The 23,237-nt window shown below is 53.1% G+C and carries 22 protein-coding genes and 2 pseudogenes; 8 read left to right on the plus strand and 16 right to left on the minus strand.

Going from position 1 to position 23,237, the window contains the following annotated elements:
• Window positions 1-5: 5 nt before the first annotated feature.
• The 10 genes from Cth01_RS05795 to argB all read right to left on the minus strand — a co-directional run bounded on the left by Cth01_RS05795 (window position 6) and on the right by argB (window position 12,376).
• Window positions 6-971, minus strand: a complete 966-nt coding sequence (locus tag Cth01_RS05795; protein ID WP_034354501.1) for an alpha/beta hydrolase family protein — start codon at window positions 969-971, stop codon at window positions 6-8.
• Window positions 972-985: 14 nt separating this feature from the next.
• On the minus strand, window positions 986-2,182 hold the full coding sequence (locus Cth01_RS05800) for an acetyl-CoA C-acyltransferase (RefSeq protein ID WP_034354504.1): 1,197 nt from the start codon (window positions 2,180-2,182) through the stop codon (window positions 986-988).
• Between the two features lie 22 nt (window positions 2,183-2,204).
• A complete protein-coding gene (locus Cth01_RS05805) occupies window positions 2,205-4,628 on the minus strand; it encodes a 3-hydroxyacyl-CoA dehydrogenase/enoyl-CoA hydratase family protein (RefSeq protein WP_045838729.1) in 2,424 nt (807 codons plus the stop codon).
• Window positions 4,629-4,710: 82 nt separating this feature from the next.
• The gene (locus Cth01_RS05810) at window positions 4,711-5,154 is read right to left on the minus strand and encodes a DUF2147 domain-containing protein (protein WP_034377170.1); all 444 of its coding nucleotides are present in this window, start codon (window positions 5,152-5,154) and stop codon (window positions 4,711-4,713) included.
• Window positions 5,155-5,241: 87 nt separating this feature from the next.
• The gene (locus Cth01_RS05815) at window positions 5,242-7,038 is read right to left on the minus strand and encodes an acyl-CoA dehydrogenase C-terminal domain-containing protein (RefSeq protein ID WP_045838730.1); all 1,797 of its coding nucleotides are present in this window, start codon (window positions 7,036-7,038) and stop codon (window positions 5,242-5,244) included.
• 77 nt (window positions 7,039-7,115) lie between these two features.
• Complete coding sequence (locus tag Cth01_RS05820; protein ID WP_174447024.1) at window positions 7,116-7,910, minus strand: TetR/AcrR family transcriptional regulator; 795 nt, start codon at window positions 7,908-7,910, stop codon at window positions 7,116-7,118.
• A gap of 187 nt (window positions 7,911-8,097) precedes the next feature.
• Window positions 8,098-8,793, minus strand: coding sequence for a nucleoid occlusion factor SlmA (gene slmA, locus Cth01_RS05825; protein ID WP_003081301.1), 696 nt, complete (start codon window positions 8,791-8,793; stop codon window positions 8,098-8,100).
• Window positions 8,794-8,969: 176 nt separating this feature from the next.
• Window positions 8,970-10,469, minus strand: a complete 1,500-nt coding sequence (locus Cth01_RS05830) for a sensor histidine kinase (RefSeq protein ID WP_045838731.1) — start codon at window positions 10,467-10,469, stop codon at window positions 8,970-8,972.
• A gap of 130 nt (window positions 10,470-10,599) precedes the next feature.
• On the minus strand, window positions 10,600-11,319 hold the full coding sequence (locus tag Cth01_RS05835; protein WP_003068054.1) for a response regulator transcription factor: 720 nt from the start codon (window positions 11,317-11,319) through the stop codon (window positions 10,600-10,602).
• A gap of 157 nt (window positions 11,320-11,476) precedes the next feature.
• Window positions 11,477-12,376 carry an acetylglutamate kinase gene (gene argB, locus Cth01_RS05840; RefSeq protein WP_003068053.1) on the minus strand — a complete coding sequence of 300 codons (900 nt, stop codon included), beginning with the start codon at window positions 12,374-12,376 and terminating at the stop codon, window positions 11,477-11,479.
• 141 nt (window positions 12,377-12,517) lie between these two features.
• On the opposite strand from argB, the gene Cth01_RS05845 reads away from it, so the two are divergent.
• From Cth01_RS05845 to Cth01_RS05870, 6 genes are read left to right on the plus strand one after another with little or no spacing between them, the layout of a single operon-like run.
• Window positions 12,518-13,627, plus strand: a complete 1,110-nt coding sequence (locus tag Cth01_RS05845) for an MraY family glycosyltransferase (protein WP_045838732.1) — start codon at window positions 12,518-12,520, stop codon at window positions 13,625-13,627.
• Window positions 13,624-14,367, plus strand: coding sequence for a glycosyltransferase family 2 protein (locus Cth01_RS05850; protein ID WP_072248221.1), 744 nt, complete (start codon window positions 13,624-13,626; stop codon window positions 14,365-14,367). Before Cth01_RS05845 ends, Cth01_RS05850 begins: the two co-directional genes overlap by 4 nt.
• 2 nt (window positions 14,368-14,369) lie before the next feature.
• The gene (gmd, locus tag Cth01_RS05855; protein ID WP_045838733.1) at window positions 14,370-15,491 is read left to right on the plus strand and encodes a GDP-mannose 4,6-dehydratase; all 1,122 of its coding nucleotides are present in this window, start codon (window positions 14,370-14,372) and stop codon (window positions 15,489-15,491) included.
• Between the two features lies 1 nt (window position 15,492).
• Entirely contained in the window at window positions 15,493-16,470 is a 978-nt protein-coding gene (gene fcl, locus Cth01_RS05860) for a GDP-L-fucose synthase (protein WP_045838734.1), read from the plus strand.
• Window positions 16,470-17,891 (plus strand): mannose-1-phosphate guanylyltransferase/mannose-6-phosphate isomerase, encoded by a 1,422-nt coding sequence (locus Cth01_RS05865; RefSeq protein WP_072248222.1) that lies wholly within the window; start codon window positions 16,470-16,472, stop codon window positions 17,889-17,891. Before fcl ends, Cth01_RS05865 begins: the two co-directional genes overlap by 1 nt.
• On the plus strand, window positions 17,892-18,923 hold the full coding sequence (locus Cth01_RS05870) for a glycosyltransferase family 4 protein (RefSeq protein WP_072248223.1): 1,032 nt from the start codon (window positions 17,892-17,894) through the stop codon (window positions 18,921-18,923).
• Window positions 18,924-18,954: 31 nt separating this feature from the next.
• Here Cth01_RS05870 and Cth01_RS05875 read toward each other — a convergent pair.
• Window positions 18,955-19,097, minus strand: a pseudogene (locus Cth01_RS05875) (IS3 family transposase); the annotation flags it as partial.
• A 34-nt stretch (window positions 19,098-19,131) separates the two neighbouring features.
• Window positions 19,132-19,308 carry an integrase core domain-containing protein gene (locus Cth01_RS24235; RefSeq protein ID WP_233425113.1) on the minus strand — a complete coding sequence of 59 codons (177 nt, stop codon included), beginning with the start codon at window positions 19,306-19,308 and terminating at the stop codon, window positions 19,132-19,134.
• On the opposite strand from Cth01_RS24235, the gene Cth01_RS24240 reads away from it, so the two are divergent.
• On the plus strand, window positions 19,237-19,401 hold the full coding sequence (locus tag Cth01_RS24240) for a hypothetical protein (protein ID WP_233425127.1): 165 nt from the start codon (window positions 19,237-19,239) through the stop codon (window positions 19,399-19,401). The genes Cth01_RS24235 and Cth01_RS24240 overlap by 72 nt on opposite strands.
• A 358-nt stretch (window positions 19,402-19,759) precedes the next feature.
• Here Cth01_RS24240 and Cth01_RS24245 read toward each other — a convergent pair whose 3' ends face one another.
• Window positions 19,760-19,951 carry a helix-turn-helix domain-containing protein gene (locus Cth01_RS24245; protein ID WP_072248224.1) on the minus strand — a complete coding sequence of 64 codons (192 nt, stop codon included), beginning with the start codon at window positions 19,949-19,951 and terminating at the stop codon, window positions 19,760-19,762.
• A pseudogene (locus tag Cth01_RS05885) lies at window positions 19,948-20,262 on the minus strand (DUF1153 domain-containing protein). The gene Cth01_RS24245 and the pseudogene Cth01_RS05885 overlap by 4 nt, the downstream one beginning before the upstream one ends.
• A gap of 123 nt (window positions 20,263-20,385) precedes the next feature.
• On the opposite strand from Cth01_RS05885, the gene Cth01_RS05890 reads away from it, so the two are divergent.
• Entirely contained in the window at window positions 20,386-20,820 is a 435-nt protein-coding gene (locus tag Cth01_RS05890) for a hypothetical protein (protein WP_233425114.1), read from the plus strand.
• Here the strand turns inward: Cth01_RS05890 and Cth01_RS05895 are convergent.
• Complete coding sequence (locus Cth01_RS05895; protein WP_139032054.1) at window positions 20,780-21,955, minus strand: O-antigen polymerase; 1,176 nt, start codon at window positions 21,953-21,955, stop codon at window positions 20,780-20,782. The genes Cth01_RS05890 and Cth01_RS05895 overlap by 41 nt on opposite strands.
• 17 nt (window positions 21,956-21,972) lie before the next feature.
• A complete protein-coding gene (locus Cth01_RS05900) occupies window positions 21,973-23,187 on the minus strand; it encodes an oligosaccharide flippase family protein (RefSeq protein WP_072248226.1) in 1,215 nt (404 codons plus the stop codon).
• Window positions 23,188-23,237 lie beyond the last annotated feature (50 nt).

Consider the following 23,237-nt stretch of genomic DNA (forward strand, 5'->3'; position numbering starts at 1 on the left):
AGCCGTCAAACAGGTGACTCAAGCGGCCCGAACAAGGGTTTGCCTGGGCCACGGTCACCGTCGCGCCAGCTCTGCAGCAAGGGCAACAGGGGCTGCCACAGTAGCTCACGCATCTCTTCCTTGAAATACCCCAGATGGCCTATGCGTCCGGACGGAGCCAGGCCCGGATCGACACGCTCCAGCGTGCTGGGCGCACTTTTGTACCAGTCCACCAAAGATTGCACGCTGGCCAGCGACATCATTTCGTCGTCCTCGAAATACAGCGCATGCAAGGGATAGTGGGCTGCCGCATAAGCCTCGGCCGCCCAGCGGCCTTCCGCGCCCATGGCGTACAGAGGATTCAGGCACCAGCGACGCCATTGCCAGATCACGCCTGCCGGCAGATCGCCCACAATGCCCAGCTTGCGCCCCGGAAACGCGCCGTACAACGCAGTGACCAGCGGAGCGACGCCCCACCAGAACAGCCTGACCATGCGCCTGGTTGGCGCAGCGTTATCGCGCCAGTAGCCGCTGCCGCTGCCAACAGACAGCAAGCCGTTGATGGGCAGGGGAATGGAGGCCAGGCCCGGCAATTGCGAGCCCACGCTATGACCGATCCAGATCAGCGGCTGCTGCGGAAACTGCTGCTTGAGATGCGCTGCCACCAGCTCGCAGTCCTTGGCCCAGTCCAGTAGGTCGGCCCTGGCGTCACGCAGCGGCACTTGCAGCGACAGGCCATGGCCACGATAGTCGAAGGTGGTGACGCCATAGCCCTGCTCCGCCAGCCAGCGGGCAAAGGCCTGGTAATAGCTTTGCTGCACGCCCATGGCGCCAGCCACCACCACCTGCGCCAGCGGCGCTGCCACCCTGGGCTGACACTGGCGCAGCACCAGATGGGCCGAACCCACGGAGATGGGCAAGGCCATCTCCGTCCATTGCACGGCAGCTTGCACCGGAACTTGCACGGAGGCTTGCGACTGGGCGGTCTGCATGGCGGCTGCGGCGCTCAGACGCGCTCGAAGATGCCAGCCGCGCCCTGACCCATGCCCACGCACATGGTCACCATGCCGTACTTGAGCTGCTTGCGTTGCAGCGCATGGACCACGGTGGCGGCACGGATGGCACCGGTCGCACCCAGGGGATGGCCCAATGCAATCGCACCGCCCATGGGGTTGACCTTGCTCTGGTCCAGCCCCAGGGTGTTGATGACAGCCAGGGACTGGGCTGCAAAGGCCTCGTTGAGCTCGTACCAGTCGATATCGTCCTGCTTGAGACCCGCATAGCGCAGCGCGGCGGGAATGGCCTCGATAGGGCCAATGCCCATGATGGCGGGCGGCACGCCCTTGCTGGCATAGCTGACGAAGCGCGCCAGCGGCGTCAGACCAAAGCGCTTGACGGCATCGCCGCTGGCAATGATCAGCGCGCCCGCACCGTCGCTGGTCTGCGAGCTATTGCCCGCCGTGACCGTGCCGCGCGCCGCAAAAACGGTGCGCAGCTTGGCCAGGCCTTCGATGCTGGTATCGGGGCGCGGGCCTTCGTCCAGACTCACGGTGCGCGTGCTGGCCACGGTCTCGCCGGTGGCGATGTTCAGCGTGCGGTCGGTGACTTCGATCGGCGTGATCTCGGCAGCGAAATCGCCGGCCTGCTGCGCGGCAATCGCGCGGCGGTGCGATTCGAGTGCAAACGCATCCTGCGCCTCGCGCGAGACCTTCCACTGCTGGGCCACCTTCTCCGCCGTCAGGCCCATGCCATAGGCAATTCCCACATCACCATCGCGCTCGAAGATGCTGGGCGAGAGGCTGGGCGCATTGCCCATCATGGGCACCATGCTCATGCTCTCCACGCCGGCAGCAACCATCACATCGGCTTCACCGACGCGGATACGGTCCGCCGCCATGGCCACGGCCGACAGACCGGAGGCGCAAAAACGGTTGACGGTGATGCCGCCGATGCTGGTGGGCAGTCCCGCCAGCACGGCACCGATACGCGCCACGTTCAGGCCCTGCTGGGCTTCGGGAATCGCGCAGCCGCAGACGATGTCCTCGATCGCCTTGGGGTCCAGGCCAGGCACCTGGGCCAGCGCCGCCTTGAGCGTGGTGGCCAGCAGATCGTCGGGACGGTAGTTGCGAAAAAAACCCTTGTGCGAGCGACCGATGGGTGTGCGCGTGGCAGCAACGATATAGGCGTCTTGTACTTGCTTCATTTTTGTTTCTCCTCGCTTCGCCTTAGTTGCGAACCGGCTTGCCGGTGTTCAACATGCCCAGGATTCGCTCATGGGTCTTGGGGTGGGCAATCAGATGACAGAAAGCCTTGCGCTCCAGGCTCATCAGATAGGCCTCATCCACCAGCGTGCCGGCATCGACATCGCCACCGCAGACCACATTGGCGATCAGGCCCGCAATATGCTGGTCGAACTCGCTGATGAAGCCGCCGTCGCGCATATTGACCAGCGAACCCTTGATCGTGGCCTGGCCGCTACGGCCCGCCACGGGGAAGCTGCGCTTGTGCGGCGCACGCCAGCCGCCGGCCGCCATGGCCTTGGCCTCGTTGATGGCCACGAACAGCACCTCGTCCTTGTGGGCCACGACGATGTCGCTGTCCAGCAAATAGCCGAGCTTGCGCGACTCCAGCGCGCTGGTGCCCACCTTGGCCATGGCGGCAGCCGTGAAGCCTTCGGTCAGGAAGGGCAGCAAATCCTTGCCGGTGCTGGTGGCTGCATTTTCGGCAGCGCGGCGCGCGATATAAGTCAAGCCACCGGCACCGGGCACCAGGCCCACGCCGACTTCCACCAGACCGATATAGCTTTCCATATGGGCCACGCGGCGCGCCGAATACACCGCCATCTCGCAGCCGCCGCCCAGCGCCAGCCCGTGAATGGCAGACACCACGGGCACCTGTGCATAACGCAGGCGCAGCATCAGGTTCTGCAGCTCCTGCTCGATGCTCTCGATGGCGTCGGCACCACCGATCACAAAGGCAGGCATGGTGGCCTCCAGGTCGGCGCCCACGCTGAAGGGCGCATCGCCGGACCAGATGACCATGGCGTCAAAGTCGCTCTCGGCCGTATCCACCGCCTCCATCAGGCCTTCCATGACTTCGGGGCTGATGGCATGCATCTTGTTCTTGATGCTGGCAATCAAGACCCGCTTACCGGAGGAGCTTTCATCCTCGTCCAGCGTCCAGGTACGCAGAGCCCTGGTTTCGGCAATCGTCGTGCCAGCCGTCTGCCAGTCGGGCAGATCGGTTTCTCCGAGCAGTTTCTCAGGGAACAGCTGGCGCTCGTACACGGGCAGCACACGGCGCGGCACGAATTGGTTCTTCGCGGGGCTCCACGAGCCATTGCCCGTGTGTACTCCGCCAGCCTCAGCCACCGGACCTTCGAAAACCCATTGAGGCAGCGGCGCCTTGCACAGCGCCCTGCCGGCGTCGATGTCCTCTTGCACCATCTTGGCCACCTCCAGCCAGCCGGCTTCCTGCCACAGCTCGAACGGGCCCTGCTTCATGCCGAAGCCCCAGCGCATGGCCTGGTCCACATCGCGTGCGCAATCGGCAATGGATTGCAGGTGCACGGCGGCATAGTGGAAGCTGTTGCGCAAAATGGCCCAGAGGAACTGGCCCTCCTTGCCCTCGGCATTGCGCAGCAGCTTAAGGCGCTCTGCAGCGGGCTTTTTGAGCATGCGGCCGTAGACCTCGTCGGCCTTGCCGCCTGCGGGAATGTAGTCCTCGCTGTCGAGCTCGAACTGGAAGATGTCACGGCCGACCTTTTTGTAGAAGCCCTTCTTGGTCTTCTGGCCCAGGTTGCCCAGCTCGATCAGCTTGGCCAGCACGGGCGGCGTGCCGAAGCTGCCGTAGAAGGGGTCGGTCTCCAGGCTCAGATTGTCCTGCAGGGTCTTGACGACATGGGCCATGGTGTCCAGGCCCACCACGTCGGCAGTGCGGAAGGTGCCCGAGGAGGCTCGGCCCAGCTTCTTGCCCGTGAGGTCGTCCACCACGTCAAAGGACAGACCGAAGTTCTCGACCTCCTTCATCGTGGACAGCATGCCGGCGATGCCGATACGGTTGGCGATGAAGTTGGGCGTGTCATGCGCGCGCACCACACCCTTGCCCAGCGTGCTGGTGACAAAGGCTTCGAGCTGATCCAGCACCTCGGCCTGCGTGGTGGGCGTGTTGATCAGCTCCACCAGCTGCATATAGCGCGGCGGGTTGAAGAAGTGGATGCCGCAAAAGCGCGGCTTGATGGCGTCGGGCAAGGCCTCGGACAGCTTGGTGATCGACAGGCCCGAAGTGTTGGACGCCAGCAGCGCGTGCTTGGCGACGAAGGGAGCGATCTTGTGATACAGATCCAGCTTCCAGTCCATGCGCTCGGCAATGGCCTCGATCACCAGATCGCAGCCCTTGAGCAGCTTCATATGCTCTTCGTAGTTGGCCGCCTGGATCAGCTCCACATCATCGGCCACACCGATAGGCGAAGGCTTGAGCTTCTTCAGATTGGCAATGGCACGCTCTGCAATGCCGCTCTTGGGGCCTTCCTTGGCCGGCAGGTCAAACAAAATGACCGGCACCTTGACGTTGACCAGATGAGCCGCAATCTGCGCACCCATCACGCCCGCGCCCAGCACGGCGACTTTTTTCACATTGAATCGGGACATGAGCTATGTTCCATTAAGGGCCAGCGGCCTTGCCACGGACAAAGCATGGGACTGAGGCGCTGGCTGTTTTCTTTCTTGAGATTTACTGAACGCGGATCCAGGTCTGGGTACGCCAGAAAGGACCGATGGAGCCGCGCACCTCCAGCTTCTGGCCGTCGTCGACGGGCGTCAGGCGCACGGTATAGGTCTTGCCGTTTTCGGGATCGAGAATCTTGCCGCCCTCCCAGACCTCCTTGCCCTCGACCTTTTTGACGCCGCTGATCAGCGTCATGCCCACCACGGGCTTGTCCTTGAGCTCGTCCTTGCACTCGGTGCACAGCGCATTCGGGTCCGCGCCCTTGCGCAGCAGGGCCTCGACCTTGCCCGTGACCACGCCGCCGGCCTCGGTGATCTTCACCTGCGCCTTGGGCGTGTTTTCCTTTTCATCCATGCTGCGCCAGGTGCCCACGGGCGACATCTGCGCCCAGGCGGCCGACATGCTGCCCGCTATCAATACAAGAGCTGCTACCGCTTTGATTTTTTTCATTTCCAAGTCCTTTATATTCAAAACAAGGGATGAATAAGCGCATGCAGCTACTCTTTAAATAGCGAAGCAGCACGCGCCTGCGGAACATCAGGCCAGGGCCGCGTCACTGTCCATCAGCGACTGGCTGCCGGCGCGCGCGGTGCGCATCAGCGTCGCCGTCTCGGGGAACAGCTTGGCGAAGTAAAAGCGCGCGGTCTGCAGCTTGCCTTGATAGAAAGGATCGGCATTGCCGGCTGCGATCTCGCGCAGCGCCACCTGGGCCATGCGGGCAAACAGGTAGCCGAAGACCAGATGACCGGCCACACGCAAATAGTCCACGGCGGCTGCGCCGACTTCGTCGGGGTTCTGCATGCCCTTGAAGCCGATCTCGGTGGTGAACTTGGTCATCTGCTCGCCCAGCATGGCAATGGGCGTGATGAACTCACTCATCTTCTCGTTGACGCCTTCTTCCTCCACCAACTGGGCGATCAGCTTGCCGAACTTCTTGAGCGTCGCGCCCTGGTTGCCCAGGATCTTGCGGCCCAGCAGATCCAGCGCCTGGATGCCGTTCGTGCCTTCATAGATCATGTTGATGCGCGCATCGCGCACAAACTGCTCCATGCCCCATTCCTTGATGAAGCCGTGGCCGCCGAAGACCTGCTGGCTCAGGGTTGTCGCCGTCCAGCCGTTGTCGGTGATGAAGGCCTTGACGATGGGCGTCAGCAGCGCCACCAGCTCGCCGCTGTCCTTGCGCACCTTCTCGTCCGGGTGGTGCAGCTCCTTGTCCAACAGCAGGCCGCAGAAGGTGGACAGCGCGCGGCCGCCTTCGGCATAGGCCTTGGCCGTGAGCAGCATGCGGCGCACATCGGGGTGGACGATGATGGGGTCGGCCGGCTTGTCCTTGGCCTTCACGCCCGACAGGCTGCGCATCTGCAGGCGGTCCTTGGCATAGGCCAGCGCATTCTGGTAGGCCACTTCGGTCAGCCCCAGCGACTGGTTGCCCACGCCCAGACGGGCCGCGTTCATCATCACGAACATGGCTTGCAGACCCTTGTTGGGCTCGCCCACCAGGGTGCCGATGGCGCCGTCGATATTGATCTGGGCCGTGGCATTGCCGTGAATGCCCATCTTGTGCTCCAGCGCACCGCAGAAAATCGGGTTGCGCTCGCCCAGCGAACCATCGGCCTTCACCTTGAACTTGGGCACGACGAACAGGCTGATGCCCTTGGAGCCGACAGGCGCATCGGGCAGACGCGCCAGCACCAGGTGTACGATGTTGCTGGTGAAGTCGTGCTCGCCGGCCGAGATGAAGATCTTGTTGCCGGTGACACGATAGCTGCCGTCCGCCAGCGGCTCGGCCTTGGTGCGCAGCAGGCCCAGGTCAGTGCCGCAGTGCGGCTCGGTCAGGCACATGGTGCCGGTCCACTCGCCGCTGGTCAGCTTGCCCAGATAGGTCTTCTTCTGCTCCGGCGTGCCGTAGGCATGCAGGGCCTCATAGGCTCCATGCGACAGACCGGGATACATGGTCCAGGCCTGATTGGCGCTGTTGAGCATTTCATAAAGCGCCGAATTGAGCACGAACGGCAAACCCTGGCCGCCATACTCCGGATCGCAGGACAGTGCCGGCCAGCCGCCCTCGATGAACTGCGCATACGCCTGTTTGAAGCCCTTGGGCGTGGTGACCTCGTGGGTCTCCTTGTTCAGCGTGCAGCCCTCTTCGTCGCCGGAGATATTCAAGGGAAAGGTGACATTGGCCGCAAATTTGCCCGCCTCTTCGACCACCGCGTTGATGGTGTCGGTATCGACCTCCGCGTACTTGGGAATCTGCTGATAGGTCTCGGTGACCTTGAAGACCTCGTGCATGAGGAATTGCATGTCACGCAGTGGCGGGTTGTAGCTGGGCATTTGTCGTCTCCTGTGATGGTTGCGCGTTGAACGGTTTGCTTTTTTGGGGTTGGAACTGACGCGGGTTGTGAATGGCGTCAGGCGGCTGGCGGCTCGCTGGCATAGCGCGCCAGAATGTTGTTGAAGCCTGCATGAGCCCGCTCTATCGAGCCCTCGCTATGCAGAAAGCGCGCCTCGTAATGCAGGGCAAGAATCAGGCCGTGAATTTCAAACAGCAACTGGCTGGCATCGGCATCGGCACGCAGATCGCCGCATTCCTGGCTTTGCACAATGGTGCGGCGCATGGCAGCCAGCCAGGTGCCGACGGACTCGGCCAGCGCATCGCGCACCGGACCCGTGCGATCGTCGAACTCCACTGCTCCGCTGATATAGATGCAGCCGGAGTCGATCTCTATGGAGGTGCGCTTCATCCAGTTGCCAAACAGCGCTCGCAGACGCGGAATGCCGCGCGGCGCCTCGATGGCGGGGTAGAAGACTTCCTGCTCGAAACGGTCGTGGTACTCGTGCACCACGGAAATCTGCAATTCCTCACGCGAGCCGAAATGGGCAAACACCCCTGATTTGCTCATGCCCGTGAGTTCGGCAATCGCGCCAATGGACAGCCCTTCCAGCCCGATATGGGTGGCCAGATTGAGCGCAGCCTCGACAATCGTGGCCTTGGTTTGCTGACCTTTTGCGAGCGATCGGCCCGCAGACTTGGTGGCAGCCCCCTCCACGGCCTTACTGGGGCTAACCGCAGCTTGCGCCTCGGCGTGCAGCTTGCGAGACTTTGCGCTGGTCTTCCTGCTCGCAGCCCCCCCGCGGCCAGCCGGGTGCGCCACATCCCGACCTGCGGGCGAAGTTGAAGAACGGGAAGCGGAGGACGAGGCCATGAAACTCTCAATAAAACGAACGTTCGTTCTATTTTGCACAATTTCCGGCCGATTTTGAATCCATCCAGGGTAAATACTTAGCCTTTCCCCGCCAGGACTTTTGCCGACTCAGCTGCCTCGATGCGCAATAAAAAACGCCGCCAGTCCTGAGACTGCGGCGTTCCTGAAAGAGTGCCCGACGAGCGACTCAGACCACGACCATCATGGCCAGGCTGGCATCCAGGTGTTCGGTGGGCAGGCGGCGAAAGCCCGAGCGGGCATAGCGCTGCAGACGTCCCAGCGCAAACGAGGTCAGCACACTGGCAGCAACCGATGCTTCGGCCGTCGGTGCAGCAGAGCCCATGGCGCCGGCGGCAGGGCGCAGGCATTGGCGCAAGGTGGACTCGATGCGGTCAAAGAACTGGTTCATGCGGGTCTGCAGACGCTCGTGCTCGAAAACGATGGCATCGCCGACCATCACGCGCACCATGCCGGGGTTTTTTTCGCCAAACTGCAGCAGCAATGCCACCACGCGGTTGGCATTGCGCACGCTAGTGACCGGATCATGCGCGGCCTCGGGCACATCGCGGCCCACAATCTGCTGCACCAGCGTGAAGACGGACTGCTCGATGAACTCGATCAGTCCCTCGAACATCTGGGCCTTGCTGGCAAAGTGGCGGTACAGGGCCGCCTCGCTCACGCTCAGATGGGCAGCCAGAGCTGCCGTGGTGATACGGTCGGCACCCGGCTTTTCCAGCATGGAGGCCAATGCCTGCAGGATTTGCTCGCGGCGTTCGCCGGGCTTGGGGCGCTTGCGCGCAGGAGCCATGGCAGGAGCGGCAGGACTGTCCTCCGCGGGATTTTCAATATTGGAAACAGGCGACAGGACTTCAGACTCAGACATAGGCGACTCAGTATTTATTAGCAATTTTCTCACAGCCAGTTGCACTGTTAAGCACACGACTATCCTTACCGGTAGGTGTCAGGTGCGTCAAACCAACCTTAATACACAGCAGGCTTGCGGTCTCCACCCCGAACTTTCACCCCCGCTCTCACCAACACGCAAGCGTAACCGAGAAATTAACCTTTGAGAGCTTCAGATACCTCATGACTGCCTTCTGAAACTGATTGAACCGGAATTTCAAGTCTTACTAATAGGCCTTTACCGAAACTTCCATCTGAAAAACTCAGTACACCTTGATGCAATTGCGTTATTTCATCGGCAATTGCCAGGCCCAGACCGGTTCCCTCTTCAATCACTCCCTGGGCGCGATAGAAACGCTGGGTAATCTGGCTGCGCTCTTCTTCGGGCACGCCGGGCCCGTCATCGTCAACCTCGACAAAAGCCCATTGCTGCACACCCGCCATCTGCAGCAGGGTTGCATCGTCCGTGCCCACGGGCCGGGGGCGCAGACCGCAGCGCAAGGTGACACTGCCGCCTCTGGGCGTGTACTTGATGGCGTTTTCCACCAGGTTGGAAACCAGTTCGCGCAGCAACCAGCTATGGCCCCAGACCGATGCAGCCTCGACCTCGAGGCCAAAGTCCAGATGCTTGATCGAGGCACGATCGATAAAGGTCTCGAGCATGCTCTCGCAAAGTTCCTTGAGGTCCACCTCCTGCAGCGGCTGCACCTCGGCATTGCGCGCATCGGCACGCGACAGGGCCAGCAGCTGACGCGCCAGCTGGGAGGTGCGCCGGGTTGCATCGCGCAACTGCTCGATCTGCTCCACCGTGAGCACGACCTGCGCCTGCTCCCCTGTCCGCTTGGCCAGGCGCCTGGCCTCCTGCCCGCTCAGGGCCCAGGCCTCCACCTGGGTCTGCAAGGCCGCCAGCGGCGTGCGCAGCTGATGGGCTGCATCGGCGACGAAACGGCGCTGGCCTTCGGCCTGGGCATTGACCAGGGAGAACAGGCGATTGAGCGAGCGCACCAGCGGGCGGACCTCGGCTGGCGAGGTCTGCTCGTCGATCGGGCTCAGATCGCGCGGCGAGCGGCGCTCCACCGCCTGAGTCAGCTTGTGCAGCGGCTTGAAGGCCCGGCTCACCGACCAGTAAATGGCCACGGCCGCGCCCGCAATCAGCAGCAAATTGGGCAGCAGCACATGCATCAGCAACTGGCGCACCCATTGCTGACGCACATCGCTGCTGTCGGCCAGCATGACGACCATCTCGCCGGCGCCATAGGTTTCGGCCTTGAGCACGGCAACGCGATAGGTCACACCGTCGTGCTCCTGGCTGTGGAATTCCGCCGTGCCGGTCGCCGGCACATCGAAGTTGATCCAGGTATCGCCTGCCACCACATTGCCCTGCAGATCGCCCACGGCATAGCCTGCTTCATCGCCCTGATTGCGCAAAAAGTCTTCAACGCTTGGCGTCAGCGACACCAGCGGCGGCGTGCCGTCCGCAATCGAGGGCGCGAGCACCGAATCGGCCAGGGCCGGCAGCAAGCGCAACAAACGCTGGTCATGCTGGGTGGAGGCCTCATCCGCGGCGCTGTAGCTGAACCAGCCACCCATGGCTGCCAACAGCATCAGCGGCACCAAAAGCAGAACCAGCAGCCGAAAACGCAGATTGGCGGTCATTAATGTTTATTGAATGAGAACTCGGAGTATTCAATTTTCATAGCTGCAAGCGCTTCATTAATAACCGATTCAGATATATAAATAACTGAATTCCATATCAATCAATCGCTGACAGCTATCAAATAGAGAATCAAACAGATTCAGGCATCAACTCCAGCCGATAACCGAAACCGCGAATGGAGCGCAGGGCCACGCCATGCGGCTCCAGTTTGCTGCGCAGGCGGGACACATAAACTTCCACGGCATTTGGCGTGATTTCACGGTCCCAACCGGTCAGGGCCTGCAGCAGCTTTTCCTTGCTGGCGGGCTTGGGGGCATTGAGCAGCAGATACTCCAGCACCGTCCATTCACGTGGCCCCAGATCGATGGGCAGCAGCTTGCCTTCAGTTTCGCCTTCCTGCGGCAACTGGCGTGCGCCGGCGCGGCGGCCAGCCGTATCCAGTTCGATACAGCCAAAGTTCAGGACAGCAGAAGTTGCTGCCTGGGAGCGGCGCATCAGCGCACGCAGGCGCGCCAGCAACTCGGGCAGCTCGAAGGGCTTGACCATATAGTCGTCGGCACCCCAGTCCAGGCCTTGCACCCGGTCCTGCAGCGCATCGCGCGCCGTGAGGATCAACACCGGCATGGCCTTGCTTTCCACATCGCTGCTGCGCAGGCGACGCGTCAGCTCCAGGCCGTTGATGCCCGGCAGGCCGATATCGATCACCGCCACATCGAACGCTTCCTGGGCCAGCACTTCCAGTGCACGCTCGGCACTGCCCACCCAGTCCACCGCATAACCGGCATCGGAAAGACCCAGCTTGATACCGCTGGCCACCATCACATCATCTTCCACCAGAAGCAAACGCATAAAGTCCTACCTCGCTCAAAAACAAAAGCCGCCCAAAGGCGGCTTGCAGCGGAGTCCTGAGCACGACTCCACCCGGGAAAGCCCTGCGGCGATGTTAACGCCATATGTGAAAAGTCACTCGAGAAGAGCAACCACATGTCAGGGCCAGACAGGCTCATCAATGGCTGCGAATCATCGTGCCATACGCCTGGTCCGTCAAAATTTCCAGCAGCATGGAATGCGGCACGCGTCCATCGATGATGTGCACCGCATTCACACCCGCCTTGGCAGCGTCCAGAGCGCCCGAAATCTTGGGCAGCATGCCGCCGGAAATCGTACCGTCGGCAAACAGCGCATCAATCTCGCGCGCCGTCAGATCCGTCAGCAGATTGCCTGCCTTGTCCAGAACGCCCGGAGTGTTGGTTAAAAGCACCAGCTTTTCAGCTTGCAACACTGTTGCGAGTTTGCTTGCAACCACGTCGGCGTTGATGTTGTAACTTTCGTTCTCCTCACCAAAACCGATAGGGCTGATCACCGGAATGAAAGCATCGTCCTGCAGCGCCTTCACCACACTGGGGTCGATGGCAACGATATCGCCCACCTGACCCACATCATGCTCGATGCTCGGATCCTTGTTATCCAGCATCTTGAGCTTCTTGGCACGAATCAAGCCACCATCTCGCCCCGTCAGGCCCACGGCCTTGCCGCCGGCCTGATGGATCAGACCCACGATGTCCTGCTGCACCTCGCCGGCCAGCACCCACTCCACCACTTCCATGGTTTCTTCATCCGTGACACGCATGCCCTGAATGAATTCACCCTTCTTGCCTAGACGACCCAGCGCCGCTTCAATCTGAGGCCCACCACCATGAACCACCACAGGGTTAATCCCCACCAGCTTGAGCAACACCACATCTTCCGCAAAATCCGCCTGCAGGGCAGGATCGGTCATGGCATTGCCGCCATACTTGATGACCATGGTCTTGCCATGGAACTTGCGGATGTAGGGCAGCGCTTGCGCGAGGATTTCGGCTTTGTCGCGGGGGGCGATCTGGGTGGTGGGGTCAATGGTGGTCATAGATCAAGGCTCTGTCCCGTGGGACAATGTTCAAGTCAGATGGGCTGCATTGTGCCGCAAATGCTCTTGGAGACGAGCAAGATGCCAACTTCCCCGAGTCAGCCTCCCACGATATAAAACAATTCCACGTCCACTCACTCCATGAATTCGATTATTTTCTCTGTTCAAGAGTTATTCAGGTATGACGCGTTTCTCGCAGGTCTGGCCTCATTTATCACCTGCGTGTTACTAGTTACCACGAAGAAGTGGCATGGCAGCTTTTCCATGGACTCTAGTAGTGGGGTGCAGAAGGTTCACACAACCCCGACTCCACGAATTGGTGGCATTGGTATTGCCATAGGCGTCTTTGCGGGCTTCGCGGCCTCAAGCCATGATGCAGCTGCCGCAGAAAAGAGAATGATTCTTAGTGCCATCCTCATGGCAGGGATACCCGCTTTCATTTTCGGCCTTTTGGAAGATTTGACAAAGAAAGTATCGGTAAAAATACGTCTCCTAGCCACCATGGCCTCTGGCGTTCTAGGCTGGGGCATTACAGGAACATCGCTCACCCACGTCGACATTCCAGGCCTTGACTTCTTACTGGGCTTTACCATCATCTCCGTGATATTTACCGCTATCGCTGTAGGAGGGGTTGCAAACTCCATCAACATCATCGATGGGCTAAACGGTCTTACAGCAGGCACAGCAATGATTATTCTCGCGGCTTTCGGCATCATCGCAAGGCTGGTAGGAGATATCCCCCTCGCCTTTACCTGCTTGATTATTGCAGGTTCCGTCGCAGGTTTCTTTTTTGTCAACTGGCCAAAGGGAAAGATATTTTTGGGAGACGGAGGTGCATATTTCCTGGGATTTACATTGGCATGGATTGCCGTGCTACTTCCTGAACGCAATCATTCTGTTTCCCCGTGGACCAGCCTACTGATTTGCTCCTACCCCATTATTGAAGTAGGCTTTAGCATTTTGCGAAGATCTCTCCGAGAAGGATATAGTCCAACTGAGCCGGACTTCTTTCACCTGCACTCTTTGGCCAACAAACGCTGGGCACGAAAAATATTCGCCAACTTTTCAAAACCTATGCAAAATGGATTAACGTCACCTTTTCTTTGGGTATATGCAACAATTCCTTGCATATTAGCAATTCTCACCTACCACAGTAAAATGCTTACAGCCATTTCTTTTATGGTCAGCTTCTTATGTTATTTATCCTTCTATAATAAGTTAGCATTTTTTCGTTGGATTCCCAAAAAATGAAAATATCAGTCATTACTGTCTCTTTCAACAGCGAAAAAACAATAGAACGCACAATTAACTCCGTCCTAACTCAAGATTATGTTGATTATGAATACATAATAATTGACGGAGAATCAAAAGATGGAACACTGGAAATCTGCCAAAAATACTCAAATAGGATTTCTAGAATTATTTCAGAAAAGGACTCTGGAATATATGATGCCATGAACAAAGGAATATCTTTAGCATCAGGAGAAATAATCGCCATATTGAATTCTGATGACTATTTCGCAAACAACCAAGTTTTAAAGACGGTATCAGCGAATTTCTCACCGGAAATAGATTTACTATTAGGCAACGTGGAGATATTCAACGAATCCACAAACAAGGTCAGGCGATTTTACTCATCCAAAATTTTCAATCCAAAATTGAGTAGATTCGGAATACAGCCTCCACATCCAGCCGTCTTCATAAGAAAGTCTGCATATACGAAACATGGAACTTATGACAAGCAATTGAGAATTGCCGCAGACTTCGACTTATTAACAAGGTTTTTATCTGTACTAAAGCTCAAATTCAAACGAATTGACAAAACATTGGTTCTCATGAGTGATGGGGGAATTAGTAACGGTAGTCTGAAATCGAGGCACAAGGTTTCATATGAAATAATTAAATCTCTCAAGAAAAACAATATTTACTCAAATATACTTTTTGTCAATTTAAGATTCGCAATAAAGTTATCTCAATTTATCAAAATATAGCCATGAATAAAATTGCACTAATCACGGGTATCACAGGACAAGATGGATCCTACCTAGCCGAATTCTTACTTGAAAAAGGTTATCAAGTACATGGTATAAAACGACGCGCGTCTTTGTTCAATACACAGCGTGTCGACCATATTTATCAAGATCCTCACGTTGACAATAAGAACTTCACCCTACACTACGGCGATCTTACTGACACATCAAATTTGACACGTATTATTCAGCAGGTTCAACCTGACGAAATTTACAATCTTGGAGCGCAATCTCATGTGGCGGTTTCATTTGAATCCCCAGAATATACGGCAGATGTAGATGCAATAGGCACACTTCGGATCCTTGAATCCATTCGACTGCTAGGTTTAGAAAAGAAGACGAAATTCTATCAAGCATCCACATCCGAGCTTTATGGATTAGTGCAAGAAATCCCACAGAAGGAAAGCACTCCTTTTTACCCCCGGTCTCCATATGCAGTAGCAAAACTTTATGCATACTGGATTACTGTAAATTACCGAGAAGCATATGGAATGTACGCTTGCAACGGCATTCTTTTTAATCATGAATCCCCACGAAGAGGGGAAACTTTTGTAACCAGAAAAATTACCCGTGGTTTAGCGAACATTGCCCAAGGCCTTGAGTCTTGCCTCTACATGGGAAATATGGACTCCTTGCGCGACTGGGGACATGCGAAAGATTATGTGCGCATGCAATGGATGATGTTACAACAGGACCAGCCAGAAGATTTTGTCATTGCCACTGGGGTCCAATACTCGGTCCGTCAATTCATCCAATGGTCAGCAGCAGAGCTCGGGATCACTCTCCGATTTGAAGGAAGTGGAGTCGATGAAATCGCAGTCATTACAAAAATTGAAGGCGACAAGGCTCCTGCCCTGAGTGTTGGCGACGTAATCGTTCACGTTGATCCACGCTACTTCCGCCCCGCAGAAGTCGAGACGCTGCTTGGAGACCCAAGCAAAGCGAAGGAAAAGCTAGGCTGGACACCAGAAATTACCGTACAAGAAATGTGTGCAGAGATGGTTGCCGAGGATCTTCAAACCGCACGTCGACATGCCTTGCTCAAGCAGCATGGTCATCATGTGCCGGTCTCTATGGAAAATTGAAATGACCCGAGACACTAAAGCCCGCATCTTCGTCGCCGGCCATAGAGGCATGGTCGGTTCGGCTATTGTTCGCCGACTGTCCGAGCTTGGCTACACCCAGATCATTACGGCTATCCGCAATGAGCTTGACCTAGTCAATCAACAGGCCGTAAAAGATTTCTTCGCCTCACAGAACATTCAGCAAGTTTATATTGCTTCGGCCAAAGTGGGGGGTATTCACGCCAATAATACATACCCAGCTCAATTCATCTATGAAAACCTGATGATTGAAGCGAATTTGATTCATGCTGCACATGAGGCAGGTATACAGCAGCTGTTATTCCTTGGTAGCTCTTGTATTTATCCGAAAGCCGCACCTCAGCCAATGAAGGAAGAGGCTTTGTTGACAGGGCTGCTTGAGTCGACTAATGAACCTTATGCAATTGCAAAGATTGCGGGTATTAAGCTCTGTGAAAGTTATAACCGTCAATATGGCCGTGACTACCGGTCTGTCATGCCCACCAATCTGTATGGTCAGAATGACAATTTTCATCCAGACAACAGCCATGTGATTCCAGCCCTTATTCGTCGCTTTCATAATGCGACCATATCAAAGGCGAATGAAGTAGTGATATGGGGTTCCGGCACACCCATGCGCGAATTTTTACACGTTGATGATATGGCCGCAGCTTCGGTTCATGTGATGGAACTGGATGCAAGCCTCTACCATGCCCATACTCAACCCATGCTGTCCCATATTAATGTGGGAACAGGTGTCGATTGCACTATTCGCGAATTGGCAGAAACAATCTCAAAAGTGACAGGTTTTACCGGCCGTTTGAAGTTTGACAGTAGCAAGCCCGATGGCACACCGCGAAAACTCATGGATGTGTCGCGCCTTAAGGGCCTTGGTTGGCAAAGCACAATACCTCTAGAAGCAGGTCTGCGAAATGCGTATGACTGGTATCTTGAAAATGTCGAAAACGTACGGGCTTCCTAATGCGAAATACAGAGCTGCTCCCCATCGTCATGGCCGGAGGATCCGGTACTCGCTTGTGGCCCCTGTCGCGAGAACTGCATCCCAAACAGTTTCTGACGCTTCCAGGGCAAGACCTCTCTATGCTGCAAATGACGCTAGCGCGCGTAGAAGGCTTGAGCGATATGTGTCCCCTGGTCATCAGCAACGAATCGCATCGCTTCCTGGTTGCGGAACAGCTCCGCCAAGTCGGCAAGTTGGAACACAACATTCTGCTAGAGCCTGTTGGCCGTAATACGGCCCCAGCCATTGCGCTAGCCGCACTGCATGCACAACGTAATGGCGATGATCCACTCATGTTGGTGCTTGCCGCCGACCACATAATTGGCGATGTACCTGCATTTCAAGCTGCGGTGCATGCTGCTTTGCCTCTTGCCAATGCTGGACGGTTAGTGACATTTGGCATTGTGCCAAGTACCCCTGAAACAGGGTATGGTTACATCCATCGAGGAAAGCCTTTAAGCGAACATGCTTTCGAAGTAGCTAGCTTTGTGGAAAAACCAGACCTAACTACAGCCGAGAAATATTTGGCCACCGGTGAATATGATTGGAACAGTGGCATGTTCTTATTTCGTGCCAGTGTCTATCTAAAAGAGTTAGCAGCTTATCGTCCTGATATTCTCGTAGCCTGCGAGAAATCCATCGAATCTTCACAGCCTGACCTCGACTTCATACGGATCGAAAAAGAGGCATTCATGGCATGCCCCTCAGACTCCATTGACTACGCTGTCATGGAAAAAACTCCCCATGCGGCAGTTGTACCACTTTCTGCCAACTGGAGTGACGTAGGTGCCTTTTCCTCATTGTGGGAGGTATGCGACAAAGATAGTGATGGAAATGCATTTCATGGTGAAGTCCTAGCATGCAATACAGCCAATACCTTGGTTTTGGCTGAAAATTGCATGGTCGCCACTGTCGGAGTAAAAGACTTAGTGGTGGTTCAAACCAAGGATGCACTTCTAGTCGCTGACCTCAAGCAAGTCCAAGATGTAAAGCAGATAGTTCAGCAACTCAAATCCTCTAATCGGCCAGAGGCCCAATTACATCGTCAAGTATATCGCCCCTGGGGAAATTACGACTCCGTTGACTCCGGTATGCGCCATCAAGTCAAACGCATTACAGTTAATCCGGGAGCAAAGCTTTCAGTACAAATGCATCATCACCGAGCAGAACATTGGGTCGTAGTCTCTGGTACGGCTTTGGTTACTCTGGATGGTAAAGATACCTTGCTTACTGAAAATCAGTCGATATATCTGCCAATTGGAGCCGTTCATGCGCTGGAAAATCCAGGGAAAATTCCGCTCGAGCTAATTGAAGTTCAGGTTGGCCCATACCTTGGTGAAGATGACATTGTTCGTTTTTCAGATAAATATGGCAGATGTTAAATGAAAATTTTTCTTGATGGCATCGTATATTCAATACAAAATTTTGGAGGTATCAGTGTCTACTTCAATGAGCTTATCAGAACTCTTGAAAATGAAATCTGCAACTTTCAAATAACAACCTACAACGACAAAAAACAAAATCCATTTCCTTCCAATTCCGAAGTCACAGAAAACAGTAGATTTCTGGAGCGGTACCGAAATTGCAAGATAAATTCCGATGAATTTGACATATTTCACTCCACATACTACAGAAATCCAGAAAACAGAAAAATAAAAAACATTGTAACCGTTCATGATTTTGTCTATGAACATTACAACAATGGTCTTCGGAAGTTCGTTCATTCATATCAAAAATTTTCATCTATCAGAAATGCAGATCGAATAATCTGCATTTCTGAGGCGACCAAAAAAGACCTTCTGCACTTTCTACCCCATATAGATGAATCATTGATTGATGTCATCTATAACGGCGTATCAAACACCTACCGGCCCGAGAACATTTCCCATTCCGAAGACCGGCCTTTTCTGCTTTTCATCGGGGCAAGGTCCGGATACAAGAATTTCCATGTAGCAGCGAAAGCACTAGAACATCTGAAAGATTTCAAGCTAGTCTGTGTTGGTGGAGGGAAATTATCCGAAAGCGATCTATCAGGTCTTCCCTCTTCCATTCAAGGCCGGATCGAGCATGCTGGATTCCTCAGCGAAGAGGCCATCAATCATTTATACAACCAGGCCTTTTGCTTGGTTTATCCATCTTCTTATGAAGGCTTTGGAATTCCTGTTGCCGAAGCCATGCAAGCAGGTTGTCCGGTGGTCACCAGCAAGTGCGAGGCCGTGATCGAAGTCGGCCAGGAATCGCTAACAGTTGTTGAAAAGCTGGATGCTTTTGAATTTGCAAAAAATATCGAGCGACTTTTTGAAAAAGAATATAGACAGAAGAAAATAGAATCCGGTCTTGTGCTGTCAAAAAAATATGACTGGAGAAAAACTCACCAACACACCTTGGATGTCTACCGCAAAGCGCTAGGTTAACTGCCCCCACTCCAGTAGACAATTCCCAGCCTCACGCCCGGGCGCGCTCGAACACCTCGGGGCTGATACCAGCCTGATGACTATAGCTGCGTGACCGGTTGTAGAACACCTCGATGTAGCCAAACACATCGGCCCGGCCATGTCCCGAGTCCTGTAGAGGTGCTTGCGAATACGTGTATCGACCCAGCAGAACCTGCACATGCACAAGTCAGACCGCTAGTGCAAATGCCTCAGCGGGTGTTTTCATGTTCAGCGCCTGGTGCGGGCGCCGGTGGTTGTAGAAGTGGATCCAGTCTCCGATCAGGCGACTGGCATGCTGCAGCGATTCGAACCGGTGCCGATGTACGCATTGCTCCTTGAGCGCACGAATCTCCCGCTCAACCAAGCCATTCTGCTCGGGGCTGTGCGGGGTGATGAGTTCCTGACGCAGGCCATAGCTTCTGACCAGGGCCGTGAAGCTGCGGCTGGTGAAGACTAGCCCATTTGTCCGAGCGCAGTAGGAACGAAGCTGGCACGCGCCCGAGCGTCTCGAACCGTTCGATCAGCGCCTGTTCCAGTGCTGACTCCGCCGTCCTGGATCTCCCGCTGCGCGACAGGTGCCAGCCCAGCAGTTCCCGGCTATGGCAATCGATCGCCAGGGCCATCGTGGCCCAGCCATCACATCCGCCCGGCACATGTCGGGACCCAGCGCTCATTCGGCGCCTTGGCCACCGAGGGCAGGTATTGGATCCTGGGCCTGAAGCCTACCGAACGCTTTCGCACCTGCCAGCCTTTTATCTGGACGATGCGCTGCATCATGTTCTCGTTGAACCCCACCCCAGCAGATAAGCCTCCGTTCAATCGCCGAAGGATGGGTTCTCCTCGATCATGGCCTTGATCGGCGCCACCAATCGATCCTGCAACTTCGGCGCAACCTTGACTGGGCGATAGTACATGGTGCGCCTGGGCACATCAAACCAGCGGCACAGCTTGGAGATCGAGACGGTAATGCCATCGGCCTGCAGTCCCTGGCGGATCGTCTCGATCACTTCTCGTCCTCGCCCAGCAGGCGACTGCAATTTTTTCTTGTACAAAGCTCCAGCATCGCTTCGCCGTAGGCCTCCTGGAGTTCCTTCAGCTGGCTCTCGTAATGCTCGCGCACGTCCTGCGAGTTGGCCTTCAGGGCATTCTCCATTCCTTTACGGCCGTCCTCCACCCAGCTCTCGATCTCCGAGGGCGCTAGGTCATAGGACCGACTGGCCTCGGCCACGCTGGTCTTGCCCTAGATGATTTCCAGTACCAATGCCGTCTTGCGCTTCGCGGTCCAGCGCTTGATCTCTTCGTCCATCAACGTACTCATGGGGTCATCCTCTCGACGGTAACACCTGAGCAGGTTTTCAGTGGGTCAATACAGGTAATCATTGCCATCAAACAGCACAAGACCGCCGCATCAGCCAAAGCCTTCCTCGTGGCGGCAGTGCGCATGGCTGCGCCGTTCAAGATTCGCACCATCCTGACGAATAACGGTAAGGAATTTACGGACTGGCTGTTTGGAAGCCGCTGCCGCCCTCCCACAAGCGACCACGAGTTCGATCAACTGTGTCAAAGCCTGGGTATCGAACACCGACTGACCAAGCCCAAGACACCGAAAACCAACGGGCTTCAATGGACAGCTCAGCCAAGTGCTGCGCTCACATCATTTCAACGATGCAGAAGATTTGGAGAAAACCTTGCACAGGTTTTTCTGGCAGTGCAACCAAGACTTACCAAGAAGGCACTGAGAAATATTGCCACAGTGCATGCGCTCAAAAACTGGAAGATAAAAATAACTGATCTATTCGTCAAGAGCGTGCGCAATCATCCGGATTGCCTAACAACTAACTACTATTTTTACCAATCTTTAAAAAATTCAACATGAACGATAATAAATAAACACCCAGAAGAATAAACATAGGTACGATTAACATATTCCAATACATTTGCTTATTCAGTATTTCAAATCCATCTCTAAAAAACTGAAATGGAAGCAATGAACATATCAATATATAGTAAATTTTAATAAATGAAGATTTATAAGAATAATAATTTACCTGGGAAATATAAAACCCAACAAAAAATATAAAAACCATCGAAAATAATATACCGAAGTTCCCCAATAATGAAACAATTAGGCTTGTCGCACCTAATGGAGAAGAAAAATTGGCGTAATCAGATATACTTACAATGAATTCACTTTTATTTTCAAAAATAAAAGATGGAATAAAATTATAAAATGAAGTTATGTATCCATCGAGATGGACAGAGAATGAAGTTATATCATTGCTATAAATATATGTTTGTGCGCTCCACCAGGTAAACATTGGCTCCGCAAATAGAATATACATTAAGTTCTCAAAATTCAGATCCAATCCAACCCTTACAACTCCAACCATCAATATTAAAAAAAGCATCAATGACATGAGAATAATATATTTTATATTTAAAATAACATTTTTGTATTTCAAATAGTACATTGCAAATGAGATAAGCAGCAGCAAAACATACATTCTTGCACCCAATCCAATCATAACCACTGAGCAAATTGATAGAGAGGCAAAAATAGGCATCACCGCCATTTTCCCGATATTTTTTTCTAAAAAATAAAGAGACAAGAAACAACTAACAATGAAAATTGTAGCAATTTTCCCTAAAAAATTAGAGTCATAAAATTCATACCCCGAAAATAAAACAACATCAGAACTCCATATTAAATACAAAACAATAAAAAGAGATAATATTCCAGAAATAATAATTGACATCCTATTATATTTAACAAAAGGGAAGTAAATCCTCAACCTAAAATTGCCGCCAAAAAATGAACCAAGCATAAAAAAAATCAACAAAGAAAATATTGACAAATAATATTCAAATAACAGAGAAAGACTTAGCTTATGGAAATCAACGTACCACTCGTGGAATCCTGGATAATCATGAAATTTTCCTAGCCATCCTAAAATAGGAGGAATAAAAAGATAATATCCCCATCCAAAAATAAAAAAATAATTATGATTCAAGAATTTTTTCATCATCTTCACACTTGAATATTATTATTTCTGACAAATAAATAATATTTTATATTAATTAACAGCAAGAGGAATTCCGAAGTACACGTGGCCAATGCCACTTGCATTCCTCGATTATCAAAAAAATTGAATCCCACAAAGCATAAAAACACAAAAAACGCTGAAAACATTCCTTTGACATACAACCGATCATTCCCAGATGCACACAAAAACTGTATTCCGAATGCATTATTCATTAATGATACCAACACCCAAATCATCAATATAGAAAAATAGCGCTTATCGTAATGGATATTTTCTGTAAAAAAGAAATCAGCGATCAAGTAGGCAAATAATAAGAATGTTATCGAGGACCCGAATAGAATTATTGAAAATTTCCTATGAAACTCTAATCCATTATTAAATTCAAGCGCAAATTTTCTGCTAAAGACGGGGTAAAAAGCTGTAAACAGGGGAGAGAATAAACCAAGAAAAGATTTGACAATACGCTCACAGAAGCTGTAAATTCCAAGAATTTTATCATCTGCAAACAATCCAAGAAAAATTACTCCTCCATTGCTTAACAAAACAGCCAATACGTTGGCAGAGAATATATTTCTACCATCCTTAATGTATCTGATAACATTATTGAAGTAGTCATGTTTTATTAATTTGAATTTTCTAAAAAATATTATTGAATAAATAAGAGGTATTGAAGCAGATAAAAAATATGAAATAAAAATATTCTCCAGAGAATAGTTTTCAATAAAATAAAAAGATATTATGATGAAGGATAATTTACCGAAAATATTGAATACAGAAATATTTTTTATGTTTTGAGTTCCTTGAAAAAACCAGTTCGGCACCAATGAAGAGAACAGTGCGCCAAAGAATACAATTATTGCCAACTCCAGATTAAAATCAAAAAATATACTGGAAGAAAAAATTGCAAACAATAAAAAAGCAGCTATTATTATTTTTGAGAAAGAAACATAACACAATATTTTTGATAAATTCTCATTTTCACTTTTATAATCTAATGCGGCCGCTTCTCTCGTTGCAGTATAGTTAAATCCATAATCTATTATGGTCTGAAAATAGACTAGTACTGCATACCAGAATGCAAATCTTCCATAGATTTCTATGCTTGCATTCTTAGTCAAGATATACATTATTGCAATTGGTGCTACATAATTTGCGCCTTGCACACATACCAAATAAATAAGATTTTTAAAATTTTTCACTTGATATTATTATTTTAATTTAAAAAAATGGCATTGGAAGTACGACTCCA

The sequence above is a fragment of the Comamonas thiooxydans genome (assembly GCF_000964545.1).
In the GTDB taxonomy this organism is placed as follows: Bacteria; Pseudomonadota; Gammaproteobacteria; order Burkholderiales; family Burkholderiaceae_C; genus Comamonas; species Comamonas thiooxydans.

Bases quoted from the DNA above. Each gene is read 5' to 3' on its own strand.
- Cth01_RS05815 (WP_045838730.1), bottom strand. From the start codon at position 7,038: ATGCCCAGCTACAACCCGCCACTGCGTGACATGCAATTCCTCATGCAC.
- Cth01_RS24240 (WP_233425127.1), top strand. From the start codon at position 19,237: ATGCTGCAGCGATTCGAACCGGTGCCGATGTACGCATTGCTCCTTGAG.
- Cth01_RS05870 (WP_072248223.1), top strand. From the start codon at position 17,892: ATGAAAATTTTTCTTGATGGCATCGTATATTCAATACAAAATTTTGGA.
- Cth01_RS05845 (WP_045838732.1), top strand. From the start codon at position 12,518: ATGAATTCGATTATTTTCTCTGTTCAAGAGTTATTCAGGTATGACGCG.
- fcl (WP_045838734.1), top strand. From the start codon at position 15,493: ATGACCCGAGACACTAAAGCCCGCATCTTCGTCGCCGGCCATAGAGGC.
- argB (WP_003068053.1), bottom strand. From the start codon at position 12,376: ATGACCACCATTGACCCCACCACCCAGATCGCCCCCCGCGACAAAGCC.
- Cth01_RS05795 (WP_034354501.1), bottom strand. From the start codon at position 971: ATGCAGACCGCCCAGTCGCAAGCCTCCGTGCAAGTTCCGGTGCAAGCT.
- gmd (WP_045838733.1), top strand. From the start codon at position 14,370: ATGAATAAAATTGCACTAATCACGGGTATCACAGGACAAGATGGATCC.
- Cth01_RS05865 (WP_072248222.1), top strand. From the start codon at position 16,470: ATGCGAAATACAGAGCTGCTCCCCATCGTCATGGCCGGAGGATCCGGT.
- Cth01_RS05835 (WP_003068054.1), bottom strand. From the start codon at position 11,319: ATGCGTTTGCTTCTGGTGGAAGATGATGTGATGGTGGCCAGCGGTATC.
- Cth01_RS05800 (WP_034354504.1), bottom strand. From the start codon at position 2,182: ATGAAGCAAGTACAAGACGCCTATATCGTTGCTGCCACGCGCACACCC.
- Cth01_RS05830 (WP_045838731.1), bottom strand. From the start codon at position 10,469: ATGACCGCCAATCTGCGTTTTCGGCTGCTGGTTCTGCTTTTGGTGCCG.
- Cth01_RS05820 (WP_174447024.1), bottom strand. From the start codon at position 7,910: ATGGCCTCGTCCTCCGCTTCCCGTTCTTCAACTTCGCCCGCAGGTCGG.
- Cth01_RS05810 (WP_034377170.1), bottom strand. From the start codon at position 5,154: ATGAAAAAAATCAAAGCGGTAGCAGCTCTTGTATTGATAGCGGGCAGC.
- Cth01_RS05850 (WP_072248221.1), top strand. From the start codon at position 13,624: ATGAAAATATCAGTCATTACTGTCTCTTTCAACAGCGAAAAAACAATA.
- slmA (WP_003081301.1), bottom strand. From the start codon at position 8,793: ATGTCTGAGTCTGAAGTCCTGTCGCCTGTTTCCAATATTGAAAATCCC.
- Cth01_RS05890 (WP_233425114.1), top strand. From the start codon at position 20,386: ATGGCTGCGCCGTTCAAGATTCGCACCATCCTGACGAATAACGGTAAG.
- Cth01_RS05805 (WP_045838729.1), bottom strand. From the start codon at position 4,628: ATGTCCCGATTCAATGTGAAAAAAGTCGCCGTGCTGGGCGCGGGCGTG.